The following is a 16,878-nucleotide window of genomic DNA, read 5'->3' as shown; positions in this document are numbered from 1 at the left end:
CTGTGGCTTTCCTGCGGGAGCTGGCTTGCCGGCGATGGGCTGCGAAGCAGCCCGCTATGGCTTCACTTTTGATTAAAGCGCTGCAATCCGCGCATGCTGCTCTGTGAAGTTGGCCAGGGCCTGTTCGGACTCGGCCAGCTTGGCGCGTTCCTTCTCGATCACGGCAGGCGGTGCCTTGTCGACGAAGGCAGCGTTGGACAGCTTGCCACCCACGCGTGCCACTTCACCCTGCAGGCGCTGGATTTCCTTGTTCAGGCGCGCCAGCTCGGCATCCTTGTCGATCAGGCCGGCCATTGGCACCAGCACTTGCAGGTCACCGACCAGCGCGGTGGCCGACAGCGGCGCTTCGTCGGCGTCGCCCAGCACGGTGAACGATTCGACTTTGGCCAGCTTCTTCAGCAGGGCTTCGTTTTCCTGCAGGCGACGCTGGTCGTCGGCGTTGGCATTCTTGAGGAACAGCGGCAGCGGCTTGCCCGGGCCGATGTTCATTTCGGCGCGGATGTTGCGCAGGCCGACCATCAGCTCCTTGAGCCACTCGATGTCGCCTTCGGCGGCGGCGTCGATGCGGCTTTCATTGGCCACCGGCCATGGCTGCAGCATGATGGTCTTGCCTTCGATGCCGGCCAGCGGCGCGATGCGCTGCCAGATTTCTTCGGTGATGAACGGCATGAACGGGTGCGCCAGGCGCAGCGCAACTTCCAGCACGCGCACCAGGGTGCGGCGGGTACCACGGGCGCGCTCGACTGGGGCGTTCTCGTCCCACAGCACCGGCTTGGACAGCTCCAGGTACCAGTCGCAGTACTGGTTCCAGATGAACTCGTACAGCGCCTGGCTGGCCAGGTCGAAGCGGAACTGCTCCAGCTGGCGGGTCACTTCGGCTTCGGTACGCTGCAGCTGCGAGATGATCCAGCGGTCGGCCAGCGACAGCTCGTAGGCTTCGCCGTTCTGGCCGCAGTCCTCGCCCTTGTCCAGCACGTAGCGGGCGGCGTTCCAGATCTTGTTGCAGAAGTTGCGGTAGCCTTCGACGCGGCCCATGTCGAACTTGATGTCGCGGCCAGTGGAGGCCAGCGAGCAGAAGGTGAAGCGCAGGGCATCGGTGCCGTAGCTGGCGATACCTTCGGGGAACTCAGCCTTGGTCTGCTTGGCGATCTTCTCGGCAAGCTTGGGCTGCATCATGCCGCTGGTGCGTTTTTCCAGCAGGGCGTCGAGGGTGATGCCGTCGACGATGTCCAGCGGGTCCAGCACGTTGCCCTTTGACTTGGACATCTTCTGGCCCTGGCCGTCACGTACCAGGCCATGCACGTACACGGTCTTGAACGGTACCTGCGGGGTGCCATCCTCGTTCTTGATCAGGTGCATGGTCAGCATGATCATGCGCGCAACCCAGAAGAAGATGATGTCGAAGCCGGTCACCAGCACATCGGTGGAGTGGAATTTCTTGAGGAATTCGGTCTGTTCCGGCCAGCCCAGGGTGGAGAAGGTCCACAGGCCCGAACTGAACCAGGTGTCGAGTACGTCGTCGTCCTGGCGCAGGACCACGTCGGCACCCAGGTTGTGCTTGGCGCGCACTTCTTCCTCGTTGCGGCCGACATAGACCTGGCCGGCCTCGTCGTACCATGCCGGGATGCGATGGCCCCACCACAGCTGGCGGCTGATGCACCAGTCCTGGATGTCACGCATCCAGGAGAAGTACATGTTCTCGTACTGCTTGGGCACGAACTGGATGCGGCCATCTTCCACGGCGGCGATGGCAGGTTCTGCCAGCGGTTTGGTGGAAACGTACCACTGGTCGGTCAGCCACGGCTCGATGACAGTGCCCGAACGGTCGCCTTTCGGCACTTTCAGGGCGTGGTCGTCGATGCTCACCAGCAAGCCCTGGGCATCCAGATCGGCGACGATCTGCTTGCGCGCGACGAAGCGGTCGAGGTTGGCGTACTGGGCCGGCAGACGGGTGTCCACCTGCTCGTTGACGCTGCCGTCGAGATTGAAGGCCTGCGCGCTGGCCAGCACGAAGGCGTTCTTGTCGAAGATGTTCAGCAGCGGCAGGTTGTGTCGCTTGCCGACTTCGTAGTCGTTGAAGTCGTGGGCCGGGGTGATCTTCACGCAGCCGGTACCGAACTCGGGGTCGCAGTAGTCGTCGGCGATGATCGGGATGCGGCGACCAACCAGCGGCAGTTCGACGTACTTGCCGATCAGTGCCTGGTAGCGCTCGTCGTTCGGGTTGACCGCCACGGCGGCGTCACCCAGCAGGGTTTCCGGACGGGTGGTGGCGACTACCAGGTAGTCCTTGCCTTCGGCGGTCTTGGCGCCGTCGGCCAGCGGGTAGCGCAGGTTCCACAGGTGGCCCTTCTCGTCGTGGTTTTCCACTTCGAGGTCGGAGATGGCCGTGTGCAGCTTGGTGTCCCAGTTGACCAGGCGCTTGCCGCGGTAGATCAGGCCGTCTTCATGCAGGCGCACGAAGGCTTCCTTGACCGCTTCGGACAGGCCGTCATCCATGGTGAAGCGCTCGCGGCTCCAGTCGACCGACGAACCCAGGCGGCGGATCTGACGGCTGATGTTGCCACCGGACTGATCCTTCCATTCCCAGACCTTTTCCAGGAACTTTTCGCGGCCCAGATCATGCCGGTTCTGGCCCTTGGCCTCGAGCTGGCGCTCGACCAGCATCTGGGTTGCGATACCGGCGTGGTCGGTACCTGGCTGCCACAGGGTGTCGCGGCCTTGCATGCGGCGGAAACGGATCAGGGCGTCCATGATCGCGTTGTTGAACCCGTGGCCCATGTGCAGGCTGCCGGTGACGTTCGGCGGCGGGATCATGATGGTGTAGGACTCGCCTGCACCTTGTGGGGCGAAATAGTTCTCGGACTCCCAGGTGTTGTACCAGGAAGTTTCGATGGCGTGCGGCTGGTAGGTCTTATCCATGCGCGGCGGGACCCTGTGCATTTATTCGGGAAAGCCGGGAAGTATAACCAAGCTGGGGGCCGCAGGCGACAAGCTGCTGCTATCTGGCATGGCAGGGATGGCCTCTTCGCGGGTTTACCCGCGAAGAAGGCACCGCCGGATTTCAGTTTTACTCCGAACGCTTGATCAACCGCTCGATCCGCGCATCCAGCCGGCGCTTGATCTCGTTCTCGATGTGCGGGGTGAAGTCTTTGATCACGTCCTGCATGATCATCTGCGCCGCCGCGCGCAGTTCGCTTTCCAGGTGCAGCAGGGTGTCCTGGCGGCGGGTCTGCGGGTCGTCTTCGGGCTCGGCCTCAACCGGTTCGGCCGCAGGAACATGGTTGCCGGGCGCTTCTTCCAGCAGCAACGGGATCTGCTCCACCGTCTCTGTCAGCAGCGGTGGTTGCAGGTCGGCGTCGCCAAGCAGCTGGCGTATCGACTCGAGGTCATCGAGCAGATGGGCGGAATCGGGCAGGGGGGAGGGTTTGTCCATCGTCGTCAAAGTCGCTGTAAGCGGTGGTCTTGCAGAGCATAGCCCTGTTCACGGTAGAAACGGAATCGTTCACGGGCAGATTGGCGGATGCCAGGCTCTTCAACGACGATCTCGGCAACCCGTTCGAACTGGCCGACAAAGCCCGGTACGTCGGCGCCCAGGTTGATCAACAGGTCGTGGTGGTCGCCTGCACTGTCGGCGGCCAGGCCCAATGCCACGCAGGCATCGGCATGCACCTCTGCGAGGTCGTGGGGCACGAAGGCCTCGCCCTTGAAGCGCCACAGACGTTGGTCCAGCTCGCTGCGCTGCTCGGCGTCCTGGCAATGCAGGTAGACCCGGTGGCCGAGGCGCCAGGCCTTTTCGCACAGCTTGCAGGCGAAATCGAGCCGCGCCGACAGCGAGTCGGTGGGCAGGATGTAGAAATCGACTTTGCTCATGGTGGTATCGCCGGCCGGCGGCGCGCAGTGCGCCACCGGCTTCACGGCGTCAGGCGCCAGCGCGGTCCAGCAGGTACTGGGTCAGCAGGGGCACAGGGCGGCCAGTGGCGCCCTTGTCCTTGCCACCGCTGACCCAGGCGGTGCCGGCGATGTCCATGTGAGCCCAGTCGTAGGCCTTGGCAAAGCGCGACAGGAAGCAGCCGGCGGTGATGGTGCCGGCCTTCGGCCCGCCGATGTTGCCCATGTCGGCGAACGGGCTGTCCAGCTGCTCCTGGTACTCATCGAACAGCGGCAGCTGCCAGGCACGGTCGTCGGCGCGCTTGCCGGCGTCGAGCAACTGGCCGACCAGGTTGTCGTTGTTGCCCATCAGGCCGGTGGTGTGGCTGCCCAGGGCGACGATGCAGGCGCCGGTCAGGGTGGCGATGTCGATGACTGCCTGCGGCTTGAAGCGCTCGGCGTAGGTCAGGGTGTCGCACAGCACCAGGCGGCCTTCGGCGTCGGTGTTGAGGATTTCCACGGTCTGCCCGCTCATGGTGGTGACGATGTCACCCGGGCGGGTGGCGCCGCCGCTCGGCATGTTCTCGGCGCAGGCCAGCAGGCACACCAGGTTGACCGGCAGCTGCAGCTCGAGCACCGCACGCAGGGTGCCGAGCACGCTGGCGGCACCGCACATGTCGTACTTCATTTCGTCCATGCCGGCACCAGGCTTGAGGCTGATGCCGCCGGTGTCGAAGGTAATGCCCTTGCCCACCAGCACGTACGGCTTGTCCGCCTTCTTGCCGCCCTGGTAGTTGAGCACGATCAGGCGTGGCGGCTGGTCGCTGCCCTGGCCGACGGCGTAGAACGCGCCCATGCCCAGTTCCTTGATCTTCTTCTCGTCCAGCACTTCGACTTTCAGCGCCTTGTGCGCCTTGCCCAGGTCCTTGGCCTGTTCGGCCAGGAAGCTTGGGTGGCACAGGTTGGGCGGCAGGTTGCCCAGGTCGCGGGTGAAAGCCATGCCGGTGGCGATGGCGCTGGCATGCTTGACGGCACGCTCGACCTCGGCCTGGCCGGCCTTGTCGGCCAGCAGGGTGACCTTCTTCAGGGCGCGCGGCTCGGCCTTCTGGCTCTTGAAGCGATCGAACACGTACTCGCCGTCGAGCAGGGTCTCGGCCAGCAGGCGGTACTTGCCGTAGTGGGCATCGCGGTTGCTGACCGCGATGTCGTCCAGGGCCAGCACTGCGTCAGCGCCATTCAGGCCCTTGAGCACGCCGGCCACACTCGCGACCAGTTTGCGCCAGGCGCGGTCGCCCAGGGCTTCGTCCTTGCCGCTGCCCACCAGCAGCACGCGCTCGGCCTTCAGACCCGCGAGGTTCTGCAAAAGCAAGGTCTGGCCCGGCTTGCCGGCCAGGTCGCCACGCTTGAGCACGGCACTGATGGCGCCCTCGCTGGCCTGGTCGACGGCCTTGGCCACGGCGCCGAGCTTGCGGTTTTCACCTACCGGGAGGACCAGGGTGGCGGTTTTTACGGATGCAGCAGCTACGCTTTTTACAACCAGTTCCATGTCAGGATCCCCGAATGATCGATACAGTCGGCGCTGTGTGTTCCAGCGCTCTGGACGGGCCTGGCCGCGTCGTCGCGCGCCGGCGGAAAAGCTGCCAGTTTGAGCCTGCGGCAAGCGTGCTGACAACCCCGTTATGCGCCTTCATGCGCGGCGAAGTGACAGGGGCGGTCAATCACAGGATAATGCGCGCACTTTACATGGAGGTTCGCCTTTGGCGAACCGGCATTGGTCTTGGCTGTACTAAGTCATTGTCTGGCGCCATTGATTGGCAGTCCGCCCTGACAACCCAGGAGTGTCTGGTTTGATCGTCTTTCGTTATCTGTCCCGCGAGGTCCTGGTGACCTTGAGCGCCGTCAGCGCCGTGCTGCTGGTGATCATCATGAGTGGGCGCTTCATCAAGTACCTGGCCCAGGCTGCCCAGGGTGTGCTCGACCCGAGCGTGCTGTTCCTGATCATGGGCTTCCGCCTGCCGGGCTTCCTGCAACTGATCCTGCCTCTGGGGCTGTTCCTCGGCATTCTCCTGGCGTACGGGCGCTTGTACCTGGAAAGCGAGATGACCGTGTTGTCGGCCACCGGCATGAGCCAGCAGCGCCTGCTGGGCCTGACCATGGCGCCGGCCGCCCTGGTCGCCCTGCTGGTGGCGTGGCTGAGCTTGAGCCTGGCACCGCTGGGCGTGGCCCAGGTGCAGCAGATCATTGCCCAGCAGGATGCCCTGACCGAGTTCGACACCTTGGTGCCGGGCCGCTTCCAGACCCTGCGCGACGGCTCGCGGGTGACCTACACCGAAGAGCTGTCGGACGACCGCATCAACCTGGCTGGGGTGTTCATCTCCGAGAAGCGCTTCAACCAGGACAAGACCAAGGACCGCGCCCCGTCGGTGCTGGTTGCCGAAAAAGGCCACCAGGAAATCCAGGCTGACGGCAACCGCTACCTGGTGCTGGAAAACGGTTACCGCTACGACGGCAACCCGGGCCAGGCCGATTACCGTGCAATCAAGTACGACACCTACGGGGTGCTGCTGCCCAAGCCGGAAGTCGCCGAGGAAGTGACCGATCGCGAAGCCATTCCCACTTCCGAGCTGATCGGCAAGAAGGGCCTGCGTGAGCGTGCCGAGCTGCAGTGGCGGCTGTCGCTACCCATCCTGGTATTCATCGTCACCATGCTGGCGGTGCCGCTGGCCCGGGTCAACCCGCGCCAGGGCCGCTTCCTCAAGCTGCTGCCGGCAATTCTTCTGTACATGGCCTACCTGACAATGCTGATTTCCGTACGCGGCGCCCTCGAAAAGGGCAAACTGCCGATCGCCCTGGGCATGTGGTGGGTCCACGGCCTGTTCCTGCTGATCGGCCTGGGCCTGATGTACTGGGAGCCGCTGCGCCTCAAACGCGCCGCCCGTCGTGCGGAGGTGGCCCATGGGTAAGCTCGACCGCTACATCGGCCAGAGCGTGCTGCTGGCAATCCTCGCCGTGCTGGGGATCATCCTCGGCCTGGCGTCGCTGTTTGCCTTCATCGACGAGATGAGCGACCTGAGTGACACCTACACGGTGATGGAGGCGGGCAACTTCGTCCTGCTGACCGCACCACGGCGCCTGTACGAAATGCTGCCGATGGCTGCTTTGATCGGCTGCCTGATCGGCCTGGGTAGCTTGGCCAGCAGCAGCGAACTGACCATCATGCGTGCTGCCGGGGTTTCCATCGGGCGCATCGTGTGGGCGGTGATGAAGCCGATGCTGGTACTGATGCTGGTCGGCCTGCTGATTGGCGAGTACGTGGCGCCGGTGACCGAGAACAAGGCCCAGGCCGACCGTTCCCTGGCCCAGGGTGGCGGTGATGCGCAAAGCTCCAAGCGCGGCATGTGGCACCGCCAGGGCGAGGAGTACGTGCACATCAACGCCGTGCAGCCTAACGGCCTGCTGCTGGGTGTGACCCGTTACCGCTTCGACAGCGAGCGCAAGATCGTCACCTCGAGCTTTGCCCGCCGTGCACAGTACCAGGACGACCACTGGATGCTCAGCGACGTGCGCACCACCTTCTTCCGGGGCGACCACACCGAAGTGGTGACCGCGCCGCAGGAGCGCTGGGACGTTTCGCTCACGCCGCAATTGCTCAATACCGTGATCCTGGCGCCGGAGTCGCTGTCCATCACCGGGCTTTGGGACTACATCCATTACCTGTCCGACCAGGGCCTGAACAATGCTCGATACTGGCTGGCGTTCTGGACCAAGGTGTTGCAGCCGATGGTGACCGCGGCGCTGGTGCTGATGGCCATTTCGTTCATCTTCGGCCCGCTGCGTTCGGTAACCCTCGGCCAGCGCGTGTTCACCGGTGTACTGGTGGGCTTCGTGTTCCGCATCGCTCAGGACCTGCTTGGGCCTTCGAGCCAGGTGTTCGGCTTCCCGCCGCTGCTGGCGGTGGTGATTCCGGCAGGCATCTGTGCGCTGGCCGGCGTGTGGCTGTTGCGCCGGGCAGGTTGATGGCCTGAGCTGTACAAGAAAGCCGACCTCAGGGTCGGCTTTTTCATGGGGGGTCGCCTGTGCTGGCCTCTTCGCGGGTAAACCCGCTACCACAGGAATCTCACCGATCGTGATGCCTGTGCTGTACCTGTGGGAGCGGGTTTACCCGCGAAGGGGCCAGCACAGGCAATACAGGCCTCAGTTCATTTCTTCTGCTTAGGCACCCGCACCAGCTGGCTTTCCGAATAGATGTCATGCCAGCCCCGCTTGCGCTTGTCGATCAACACCCAGAAAAACCCCAGCCCCAGGCATAGCCACGAGGCAATCGACACCACGAAGCGCAGCAGCGCCTGCCACAGGCTGATGGCCGTGCCATCGGCATTCTGCACCCGCACACCCCATACCTGCATGCCCAGGGTCTGCCCGCCATGGGTCCAGAACTTGGCAAAGAAACCGAACAGGACGAACAGCAGCACCGTCGACAGCAGCGGGTCGCCGTCCAGTGCGCCAGCCTCGGTCAGCTCACGCATCCGGGCTTCGCCGATGATCGCCATCTGGATCATCTTGTAGGCGCCAGCGGTCACGATCAGCAGCGCCGTGCACAGCAGGAAGTCGTAGAACATCGCCGCCAGGCGCCGGCCCAGGCCGACCGGCGGAAAATCACCCTGGGGTGTGAGCAGAGGCTTGGACATGCAAAACGGCTCCAGAAAACGAAGCCGCTATTCTACGGGCAAAAAAAAACCCCTGCACTTGGCAGGGGCTTTTCTCGAAGTCGGGTTCGGCTTAGCCGGCGACCTGAACTTTGTCAGCCTGCATGCCTTTCTGGCCCTGGACTGCTTCGAAGGTGACCTTCTGGCCTTCTTTCAGGCTCTTGAAGCCGTTACCTTCGATAGCGCGGAAGTGCACGAACAGATCCGGACCGCTTTCTGGGGTGATGAAGCCGTAACCTTTTTCGTCATTGAACCACTTGACGGTACCGTTCTGACGCTCAGCCATTGTCTTATTTCCTATGAAGCTTGAATTTTGATGACAGTTTCTTTTGCATTAAAGGAAGCAAAAGATTACTGGGCTGGGTTGCAGGAAAGTAAGAGACGTCAAACGGGTTGTAGCAGATTGCGGCTACTGGCCCAGGTCACGAACTGTTGCGACCCATGCAAACACAGTGCAGTGACTCTACGCCAACTCCCGAGCGAAAAACAAGCCCTTGGTCGTATGGAAAATCGGCCGCTTGCCGATAACCGACCGATTTGTCGGAAACGGCATGGCGCCTGGCCTGGCGCCATGTTCAAAAGTTATTGGACAGGTTCGAAAACGAATATGTCGAACCTGCCCGCAACCTTCACAAAGCGGCTTCAGCCCCGGTAGTAACGTTGTGCCACGAAAGGCATTTTGCTGACTTTCAAGGCAACCTTCTTGCCACGTACCAACGCAAACAGCGGGGTGTCGATAGCAGCATGTTCACTATCGATATAACCCATTGCTACAGGTGCGCCGAGTGTCGGACCAAAGCCACCGCTGCACACTTTGCCTACAGGTTTATCGTTTGCATCGACAATATCCGCGCCTTCACGTACCGGGGTACGTTCCTGCGGCAACAGGCCCACACGTTTGCGCGCCACACCATCGCGCTGGTGGGCGAAGATGGCTTCGGCACCCGGGAAGCCGGCGGCACGCGCGCCATCGGCCCGACGAACCTTGGAAATGGCCCACAGCAGGCTGGCTTCCACCGGCGTGGTCTCGGTGTTCATGTCGTGGCCATACAGGCACAGGCCGGCTTCCAGGCGCAGCGAGTCGCGCGCACCCAGGCCGATCGGCTGTACTTCGGGCTCTGCCAGCAGGCGGCGGGCCAGGGCTTCGGCTGCATGTACCGGTACCGAGATTTCGTAGCCGTCTTCACCGGTGTAGCCCGAGCGGCTGACGAAGCAGTCTTCGCCCAGCAGTTTCACCGGGCGGAACTGCATGAAGGTCATGCCGGCCACTTCCGGGGCCAGGCGCTCCAGCACCTTGACCGCCGCCGGGCCTTGCAGGGCCAGCAGGGCGCGCTGCTCGAACAGCGGCTGCACCTCGCAACGGCTGCCGATGTGTGCTTGCAGGTGGGCCAGGTCCTGGTCCTTGCAGGCGGCGTTGACTACCAGGAACAGCGTGTCGTCGCCCAGGTTGGCGACCATCAGGTCGTCGAGTATGCCGCCTTGCTCGTTGGTGAACATGGCATAGCGCTGCATGCCCACCGGCAGGTCGATGATATCCACCGGCACCAGGCTTTCCAGGGCCTTGGCGGCATCGCTGCCGCGCAGGGTGATCTGGCCCATGTGCGAGACATCGAACAGGCCGGCCTGCTCGCGGGTGTGCAGGTGTTCCTTGAGCACGCCCAACGGATACTGCACCGGCATGTCATAGCCGGCGAACGGCACCATGCGCGCACCCAGTTCCAGATGCAGGGCGTGCAGTGGGGTCTTGAGCAGTGTTTCGGACATCGGTGACTCCTTGCTGTTGTTGTCGGGTCAACATTCGATGATGTTGACGGCCAGGCCGCCACGGGCGGTCTCTTTGTATTTGCTTTTCATGTCGGCGCCGGTCTGGCGCATGGTGCGGATGACCTTGTCGAGCGACACGTAGTGCTGCCCATCGCCGCGCAAGGCCATGCGCACCGCGTTGATCGCCTTCACCGAGCCCATGGCGTTGCGCTCGATGCAAGGCACCTGGACCAGCCCGCCGATCGGGTCGCAGGTCAGGCCCAGGTTGTGTTCCATGCCGATTTCGGCAGCGTTTTCCACCTGTTGCACGGTGCCACCCATCACCTCGCACAGCGCACCAGCAGCCATCGAGCAGGCCACGCCGACCTCGCCCTGGCAGCCTACTTCGGCGCCGGAGATGGAGGCGTTTTCCTTGTACAGGATGCCGATGGCCGCGGCGGTGAGCAGAAACCGCACCACCCCGTCCTCGTTGGCACCCGGTACGAAGCGCATGTAGTAATGCAGCACCGCCGGGACAATGCCCGCGGCGCCGTTGGTCGGCGCGGTGACCACGCGCCCGCCGTAGGCGTTTTCCTCGTTCACTGCCAGGGCATAGAGGTTGACCCAGTCGAGTACCGACAGGGCATCGCGCAGGCTGGCCTCCGGGTTGCGGCTCAGCTGGCGGTACAACGCCGGCGCTCGGCGCTTGACCTTGAGCCCACCCGGCAGGATGCCTTCATGCTGGCAGCCGGCTTCGACGCAATCCTGCATCACCTGCCAGATGCGCAGCAGCCCGGCACGGGTTTCCGCTTCGGGACGCCAGGCCGCCTCGTTGGCCAGCATTACCTGGCTGATCGACAGGTTTTGCCCGGTGCAGTGGCCGAGCAGCTCCTTGGCGGTCTTGAACGGGTAGGTCAGCGGTGTGCTGTCCTCGACGATGCGGTCGTGGCCGGCGGCGTCCTGGTCGATCACGAAACCGCCGCCCACCGAATAGTACTCGCGGCTGCGGATTTGCAAGCCGGCCTCGTCGAAGGCGCGGAAGATCATGCCGTTGGGGTGGTAGTCCAGCGGCTTGCGGATCATCGCCAGGTGCTGCTTTTCGATGAACGCGATGCTGTGCTCGCCGAGCAGTTTCAGCCGACCGCTGTCGCGGATGGCCTGCAGGCGGGCAGGGATGGTGTCGGTGTCGATGACATCGGGGTGCTCGCCCTCAAGGCCCAGCAGCACGGCTTTGTCACTGCCATGGCCCTTGCCGGTGGCGCCGAGCGAGCCATACAGCTCTGCCTTGACGCTGACGGTGCGGGCAAGCAGGTCATCACGGCGCAGCCCTTCGGCGAAACGCGCGGCGGCGCGCATCGGGCCGACCGTGTGCGAGCTGGAGGGGCCGATGCCGATCTTGAACAGGTCGAAGACGCTCAAAGACATTGCTCATTCCCTCCGGTAGGTAAGGCGAGTGCTGCGCACTCGATCGCCGGCAAGCCAGCTCCCACAGGTACTGCACCAGCCTTGGAAAACAGGTGAGCCCTTAAGGGCTGGCAAGCCAGCTCTCACAGGTATTGCACCAGCCTTGGGTGCGGTGAGGTCCCTGTGGGAGCTGGCTTGCCGGCGATGAGGCCAGAGCGCCGGGTCAGGCGTCCTGATAGCTCTCGATCGATGGGCAGGCGCAGACCAGGTTGCGATCGCCGAACACGTTGTCGACCCGGCCGACCGGCGGCCAGTACTTGCCTTCCACCAGGCTCGGCAGCGGGTACACCGCCTGCTCGCGGCTGTAGCCATGAGCCCATTCGCCAACCAGCTCGGCCGCAGTGTGCGGGGCGTTCTTCAGCGGGTTGTCGTCCTTGTCCAGGCTACCGTTCTCGACCGCGCGAATTTCTTCGCGGATCTGGATCATCGCGTCGCAGAAGCGGTCCAGTTCTTCCTTGGACTCGCTTTCGGTCGGTTCGATCATCAGCGTGCCTGCAACCGGGAAGGACATGGTCGGGGCGTGGAAGCCGAAGTCGATCAGGCGCTTGGCCACGTCGTCGACGCTGATGCCGCTGGTGTCCTTCAGCGGGCGCAGGTCGAGGATGCACTCGTGGGCCACCAGGCCATTGCCGCCGGTATACAGAACAGGATAGTGCTCTTCCAGGCGACGGGCGATGTAGTTGGCGTTGAGGATCGCCATCTGCGAGGCACGCTTGAGGCCGGCACCGCCCATCATGCGGATGTACATCCAGGTGATCGGCAGGATGCTGGCGCTGCCGAACGGCGCGGCGCAAACCGCGCCCTCGGTGTTTTCCAGCTGTGCGTGGCCAGGCAGGAACGGCGCCAGGTGCGACTTGACGCCGATCGGGCCGACGCCCGGGCCGCCGCCGCCGTGCGGGATGCAGAATGTCTTGTGCAGGTTCAGGTGGGAAACGTCGCCGCCGAACTTGCCCGGGGCGCACAGGCCGACCATGGCGTTCATGTTGGCGCCGTCGATGTACACCTGGCCACCGTTGTCGTGGATGATCGCGCAGATTTCGCCGATCGCTTCCTCGAACACGCCGTGGGTCGACGGGTAGGTGATCATGATCGCGGCCAGGCGCTCGCGGTGCTCGATGGCCTTGGCGCGCAGGTCCTCGACGTCGACGTTGCCGCGGGCATCACAGGCGGTGACCACTACACGCATGCCGGCCATGTGAGCGGTTGCCGGGTTGGTGCCGTGGGCCGACGACGGGATCAGGCAGATGTCGCGGTGGCCTTCGCCACGGCTGCGGTGGTAGGCACGGATAGCCAGCAGGCCTGCGTACTCGCCCTGGGAACCGGCGTTGGGTTGCAGCGACACGGCGTCGTAGCCGGTGGCGGCGCAAAGCATGGCTTCCAGCTCGGTGGTCATCTGCAGGTAGCCCTGGCTCTGCTCGGCCGGGGCAAACGGGTGCAGGTTGCCGAACTCGGCCCAGGTGACCGGGATCATTTCGCTGGCGGCGTTCAGCTTCATTGTGCACGAGCCCAGCGGGATCATGCTGCGGTCCAGCGCCAGGTCCTTGTCGGCCAGGCGGCGCAGGTAACGCATCAGCTCGGTTTCGCTGTGGTAGCGGTTGAACACCGGGTGCTGCAGGATGGCCGACTGGCGCAGCAGGGCGGCAGGCAGCAGCGAGCCGGTGCTGGCGGCCAGAGCGTTGAAGTCTGGCTGGGCCTGGTCGCCACCGATCAATTGCCACAGGGCCTCGACATCGGCCTGGCTGCTGGTTTCGTCCAGCGACAGGCCCACGTGGGCGGCGTCGATCTGGCGCAGGTTGATGCCTTGGGCGCGCGCCTTGTCATGCAGGCTGGCAGTGGCACTGCCGGTGGCCAGGGTCAGGGTATCGAAGGCGCTGGCGCCCACTACCTGCACGCCCAGCGTCTTCAGGCCGGCGGCCAGGATCGCGGTCAGGGCATGGGTGCGTTCGGCGATGCGCTTGAGGCCGGCCGGGCCGTGGTACACGGCGAACATGCTGGCGATGTTGGCCAGCAGCACCTGAGCGGTGCAGATGTTGCTGGTGGCCTTTTCGCGGCGGATGTGCTGCTCGCGGGTCTGCATGGCCAGGCGCAGGGCTGTCTTGCCGAAGCGGTCGATCGACACGCCGACCAGGCGGCCCGGCATGTCGCGTTTGAACGCATCACGGGTGGAGAAGTAGGCCGCGTGCGGGCCACCGAAGCCCAGCGGCACGCCGAAGCGCTGGGCGCTGCCGATGGCCACGTCGGCGCCGAACTCGCCCGGCGGGGTCAACAGGGTCAGGGCCAGCAGATCGGCGGCCACGACGACCAGGGCGTTGGCGGCGTGGAAGCGCTCGACCACTTCGCGGTAGTCGAACACTTCACCGTTGCTGGCCGGGTACTGCAGCAGGGCGCCGAAGAAGGCGCTGACATCGCCCAGCTCGCGCTCATCGCCGACCACGATTTCGATGCCCAGTGGCTCGGCGCGGGTGCGCAGCACATCCAGGGTTTGCGGGTGGCAGTGCACGGAGGCGAAGAAGGCGTGGCTGGCCTTGTTCTTGGACAGGCGCTTGCAGAAGGTCATGGCCTCGGCCGCAGCGGTGGCTTCGTCGAGCAGGGAGGCGTTGGCGATCGGCAGGCCGGTCAGGTCGCTGATCAGGGTCTGGAAGTTCAGCAGCGCTTCCAGGCGGCCCTGGGATATTTCTGGCTGGTACGGGGTATAGGCGGTGTACCAGGCCGGGTTTTCCAGCAGGTTGCGCAGGATAGGCGCTGGGGTATGGGTGTTGTAGTAGCCCTGCCCGATGTAGCTCTTGAACAGCTGGTTCTTGCCGGCGATGGCCTTGAGCGCGGCGAGCGCGTCGGCTTCGCTCTGGCCATCGTGCGAGCCGAGCACGCTGGTACCTTTGATACTGTCGGGAATGACCGCGGCGGTCATGGCTTCCAGCGAGTCGAAGCCGAGGGCGGCCAGCATGGCCTGCTCGTCAGCGGCGCGCGGGCCGATATGGCGGGCGATGAATTCGTTGGCGGTGCCGAGGTTGATGGTCATGGCAGGGTTCCTCAGGCGTCGTCGTTGGCTTTGATCAGGCGGTCGTAGGCGTCCTGGTCAAGCAGGGCGGCCACGGCGCTGGCGTCGGCGGGAATGAAGCGGAAGAACCAGCCTTCGCCCATCGGGTCTTCGTTGACCAGCTCCGGGCTGTCTTCAAGTTGGTCGTTGATCTGGACCACTTCGCCGGTAAGGGGCATGTACACACCGCTGGCGGCCTTGACCGACTCGACGGTGGACGCTTCGCTGCCTTTCTCATACTGCTGCAACTCTGGCAGTTGCACGAAAACCACATCGCCAAGGGCGTTCTGGGCGTAGGCGGTGATGCCCACGGTGACGCTGCCATCGGCTTCGACGCGCAGCCATTCGTGATCTTCAGTGAAACACAACTCGCTCATGGGGAATCCTCGGGAAGCAGGGCGTTAGGCGCAGTGGCTCCGCGCTCTTGGGGTTGGGATTCCCTTAGCAAAAATGCGGCCAATCGTTAAAAAATGTTATTAATCAATAAGTTATCTATTTAGCGTGATTAATTTATCAATTTGATGGAATGAAAACGCTACAGCAGGAGGGTGATGGAAAAGGGTTTGGGGATCAAACCCTTGCACAGTCGTATCCGAATGGATGTGTATTGATTTCAATACGGCGTATTGAAATCAATACATAGTGTTGAGGACGCGATGCTCGGCCACGACACTTGCGCCGCTCGTGAAATACGCCCTGGAACATGGCCTGACTTCGATCTAGGCAAACCAGGGCAATGCCAGATACAGCTTGATGACGATGACATTGATGATGTCGATGAAGAACGCCCCCACCATCGGCACGACCAGGAAGGCAATGCGCGAGGCTCCGTAGCGCTGGGTCACCGCTTGCATGTTGGCGATTGCCGTTGGCGTTGCGCCCAAGCCGAAGCCACAGTGCCCGGCAGCCAGTACCGCTGCATCATAGTTGCGACCCATGACCCAGAACGTGACGAATATCGCGAACAGTGCCATGACCAATGTCTGTGCGGCGAGCAATGCAAAGAACGGTAAAGCCAGCGCTGAAAGATCCCACAACTTGAGCGACATCAAGGCAATGGCCAGGAACAACGACAAGCTCACATTGCCCAATACCGAGACTTCCCGCTCGAATACTTGATAAAAGCCGAGCGCCGAAAGGCCGTTTCGCAACACCACGCCCACGAACAGCACGCAAACGAACGTTGGCAGTTCAAGCGCCGTGCCTTTCAGCAAACCGTTAAGTAACGAACCCACGAGCAAACTGACGGCGATAAGCGCAAGTGTCTCGATAAATGAAAACGGCGTAATCAGGCGTTCTTTGTCCGGTTGTTCGAAACCTTTGGGCAGTTGTGGCGCTGCTTCTTCGATACCAGGCGTCGCTACTCGCTTGATCAGCAACCGGGCGACCGGGCCACCAATCAGGCCACCCAGTACCAGGCCGAAGGTAGCTGATGCCATTGCCAATTCGGAGGCCGAGGCCAGGCCAAACTTTTCGGTGAATGTGGCCCCCCACGCAGCGCCTGTGCCGTGGCCGCCCGACAATGTGATGGAGCCGGCCAGCAGCCCCATCAGTGGGTCGAGCCCCAGTGCCGTTGCCAGGCCGATGCCCATGGCGTTCTGGACCAGCAGCAAGCCGGTTACCACCAGCAGGAACACGGTAACCACGCGGCCACCTTTCTTCAGACTGGCGAAGTCTGCACCCAAACCAATGGTGGCGAAGAATGCCAGCATCAGAGGGGTTTGCAGTGAAGTATCGAATTGCACGTGGATATCGAAGCTGCGCAACGCCAGGAACGCCAAGGCGACTACCAGGCCGCCAGCGACAGGTTCCGGAATATTGTAAGTGCGCAAGAAACCAATACGCGCAACCAGGCCGCGTCCCAATAGCAGTACCAAAGAGGCGGCTACAAGCGTCCCGTAAAAATCGAGTTCAAACATCAGGTGTTCTCGTTATATCCAGTAGCTGGGGTGACAGATGGGAATACACTGTCATCATTCTACGAGGCATCCGTGGGAGAGTATCTTTCACTGGCGTAGGAAAAGCCTGAATAACAACCGGATTATTACAATAACTATCAGG

Annotated in this window: 13 protein-coding genes; 2 read left to right on the top strand and 11 right to left on the bottom strand. The window is 63.1% G+C overall.

Annotation, left to right across the window (positions count from 1 at the left end; all coding sequences use genetic code 11):
- Nucleotides 1-72 precede the first annotated feature (72 nt).
- The 4 genes from ACK1U9_RS12025 to ACK1U9_RS12010 form a co-directional block, all read right to left on the bottom strand.
- Nucleotides 73-2,919: a valine--tRNA ligase gene (locus ACK1U9_RS12025; protein WP_046615752.1), complete on the bottom strand. Its 2,847-nt coding sequence runs from the start codon at nt 2,917-2,919 to the stop codon at nt 73-75.
- A 148-nt stretch (nt 2,920-3,067) separates the two neighbouring features.
- On the bottom strand, nt 3,068-3,433 hold the full coding sequence (locus ACK1U9_RS12020) for a hypothetical protein (protein WP_046616981.1): 366 nt from the start codon (nt 3,431-3,433) through the stop codon (nt 3,068-3,070).
- A 5-nt stretch (nt 3,434-3,438) separates the two neighbouring features.
- The gene (locus tag ACK1U9_RS12015) at nt 3,439-3,870 is read right to left on the bottom strand and encodes a DNA polymerase III subunit chi (RefSeq protein ID WP_046616982.1); all 432 of its coding nucleotides are present in this window, start codon (nt 3,868-3,870) and stop codon (nt 3,439-3,441) included.
- A 49-nt stretch (nt 3,871-3,919) separates the two neighbouring features.
- Entirely contained in the window at nt 3,920-5,413 is a 1,494-nt protein-coding gene (locus ACK1U9_RS12010) for a leucyl aminopeptidase (protein WP_108480952.1), read from the bottom strand.
- A 301-nt stretch (nt 5,414-5,714) separates the two neighbouring features.
- Between ACK1U9_RS12010 and lptF the strand changes: the two genes are divergently transcribed.
- The gene (gene lptF / locus ACK1U9_RS12005; protein ID WP_085600604.1) at nt 5,715-6,830 is read left to right on the top strand and encodes an LPS export ABC transporter permease LptF; all 1,116 of its coding nucleotides are present in this window, start codon (nt 5,715-5,717) and stop codon (nt 6,828-6,830) included.
- Nucleotides 6,823-7,884, top strand: a complete 1,062-nt coding sequence (gene lptG, locus ACK1U9_RS12000; RefSeq protein ID WP_025337842.1) for an LPS export ABC transporter permease LptG — start codon at nt 6,823-6,825, stop codon at nt 7,882-7,884. The genes lptF and lptG overlap by 8 nt, the downstream gene beginning before the upstream one ends.
- Nucleotides 7,885-8,066: 182 nt before the next feature.
- Here the strand turns inward: lptG and ACK1U9_RS11995 are convergent, their stop codons facing one another.
- The 7 genes from ACK1U9_RS11995 to gltS all read right to left on the bottom strand — a co-directional run bounded on the left by ACK1U9_RS11995 (nt 8,067) and on the right by gltS (nt 16,736).
- A complete protein-coding gene (locus ACK1U9_RS11995; RefSeq protein WP_046616978.1) occupies nt 8,067-8,555 on the bottom strand; it encodes an RDD family protein in 489 nt (162 codons plus the stop codon).
- 91 nt (nt 8,556-8,646) lie between these two features.
- Nucleotides 8,647-8,859, bottom strand: coding sequence for a cold-shock protein (locus ACK1U9_RS11990; protein WP_003257941.1), 213 nt, complete (start codon nt 8,857-8,859; stop codon nt 8,647-8,649).
- A 356-nt stretch (nt 8,860-9,215) separates the two neighbouring features.
- The gene (gene gcvT, locus ACK1U9_RS11985) at nt 9,216-10,337 is read right to left on the bottom strand and encodes a glycine cleavage system aminomethyltransferase GcvT (protein WP_108480953.1); all 1,122 of its coding nucleotides are present in this window, start codon (nt 10,335-10,337) and stop codon (nt 9,216-9,218) included.
- A gap of 27 nt (nt 10,338-10,364) precedes the next feature.
- The gene (locus ACK1U9_RS11980) at nt 10,365-11,741 is read right to left on the bottom strand and encodes an L-serine ammonia-lyase (protein WP_085600598.1); all 1,377 of its coding nucleotides are present in this window, start codon (nt 11,739-11,741) and stop codon (nt 10,365-10,367) included.
- Between the two features lie 202 nt (nt 11,742-11,943).
- Nucleotides 11,944-14,799, bottom strand: a complete 2,856-nt coding sequence (gcvP, locus tag ACK1U9_RS11975) for an aminomethyl-transferring glycine dehydrogenase (protein WP_085600596.1) — start codon at nt 14,797-14,799, stop codon at nt 11,944-11,946.
- Nucleotides 14,800-14,810: 11 nt separating this feature from the next.
- Nucleotides 14,811-15,194 carry a glycine cleavage system protein GcvH gene (gene gcvH / locus ACK1U9_RS11970; protein ID WP_449109916.1) on the bottom strand — a complete coding sequence of 128 codons (384 nt, stop codon included), beginning with the start codon at nt 15,192-15,194 and terminating at the stop codon, nt 14,811-14,813.
- A gap of 342 nt (nt 15,195-15,536) precedes the next feature.
- On the bottom strand, nt 15,537-16,736 hold the full coding sequence (gltS, locus tag ACK1U9_RS11965; protein WP_449109915.1) for a sodium/glutamate symporter: 1,200 nt from the start codon (nt 16,734-16,736) through the stop codon (nt 15,537-15,539).
- Between the last annotated feature and the right edge of the window lie 142 nt (nt 16,737-16,878).

The sequence above is a fragment of the Pseudomonas sp. XP1 genome (assembly GCF_053557675.1).
Note: the sequence above shows the minus strand (reverse complement) of the source record. Positions and strands in the feature narration are given on the sequence as shown.

Excerpts from the sequence above, each read along its gene's own strand:
- ACK1U9_RS12025 (WP_046615752.1), bottom strand. The coding sequence starts at position 2,919 with ATGGATAAGACCTACCAGCCGCACGCCATCGAAACTTCCTGGTACAAC.
- ACK1U9_RS12020 (WP_046616981.1), bottom strand. The coding sequence starts at position 3,433 with ATGGACAAACCCTCCCCCCTGCCCGATTCCGCCCATCTGCTCGATGAC.
- ACK1U9_RS12015 (WP_046616982.1), bottom strand. The coding sequence starts at position 3,870 with ATGAGCAAAGTCGATTTCTACATCCTGCCCACCGACTCGCTGTCGGCG.
- ACK1U9_RS12010 (WP_108480952.1), bottom strand. The coding sequence starts at position 5,413 with ATGGAACTGGTTGTAAAAAGCGTAGCTGCTGCATCCGTAAAAACCGCC.
- lptG (WP_025337842.1), top strand. The coding sequence starts at position 6,823 with ATGGGTAAGCTCGACCGCTACATCGGCCAGAGCGTGCTGCTGGCAATC.
- ACK1U9_RS11995 (WP_046616978.1), bottom strand. The coding sequence starts at position 8,555 with ATGTCCAAGCCTCTGCTCACACCCCAGGGTGATTTTCCGCCGGTCGGC.
- ACK1U9_RS11990 (WP_003257941.1), bottom strand. The coding sequence starts at position 8,859 with ATGGCTGAGCGTCAGAACGGTACCGTCAAGTGGTTCAATGACGAAAAA.
- gcvT (WP_108480953.1), bottom strand. The coding sequence starts at position 10,337 with ATGTCCGAAACACTGCTCAAGACCCCACTGCACGCCCTGCATCTGGAA.
- ACK1U9_RS11980 (WP_085600598.1), bottom strand. The coding sequence starts at position 11,741 with ATGTCTTTGAGCGTCTTCGACCTGTTCAAGATCGGCATCGGCCCCTCC.
- gcvP (WP_085600596.1), bottom strand. The coding sequence starts at position 14,799 with ATGACCATCAACCTCGGCACCGCCAACGAATTCATCGCCCGCCATATC.
- gcvH (WP_449109916.1), bottom strand. The coding sequence starts at position 15,194 with ATGAGCGAGTTGTGTTTCACTGAAGATCACGAATGGCTGCGCGTCGAA.
- gltS (WP_449109915.1), bottom strand. The coding sequence starts at position 16,736 with ATGTTTGAACTCGATTTTTACGGGACGCTTGTAGCCGCCTCTTTGGTA.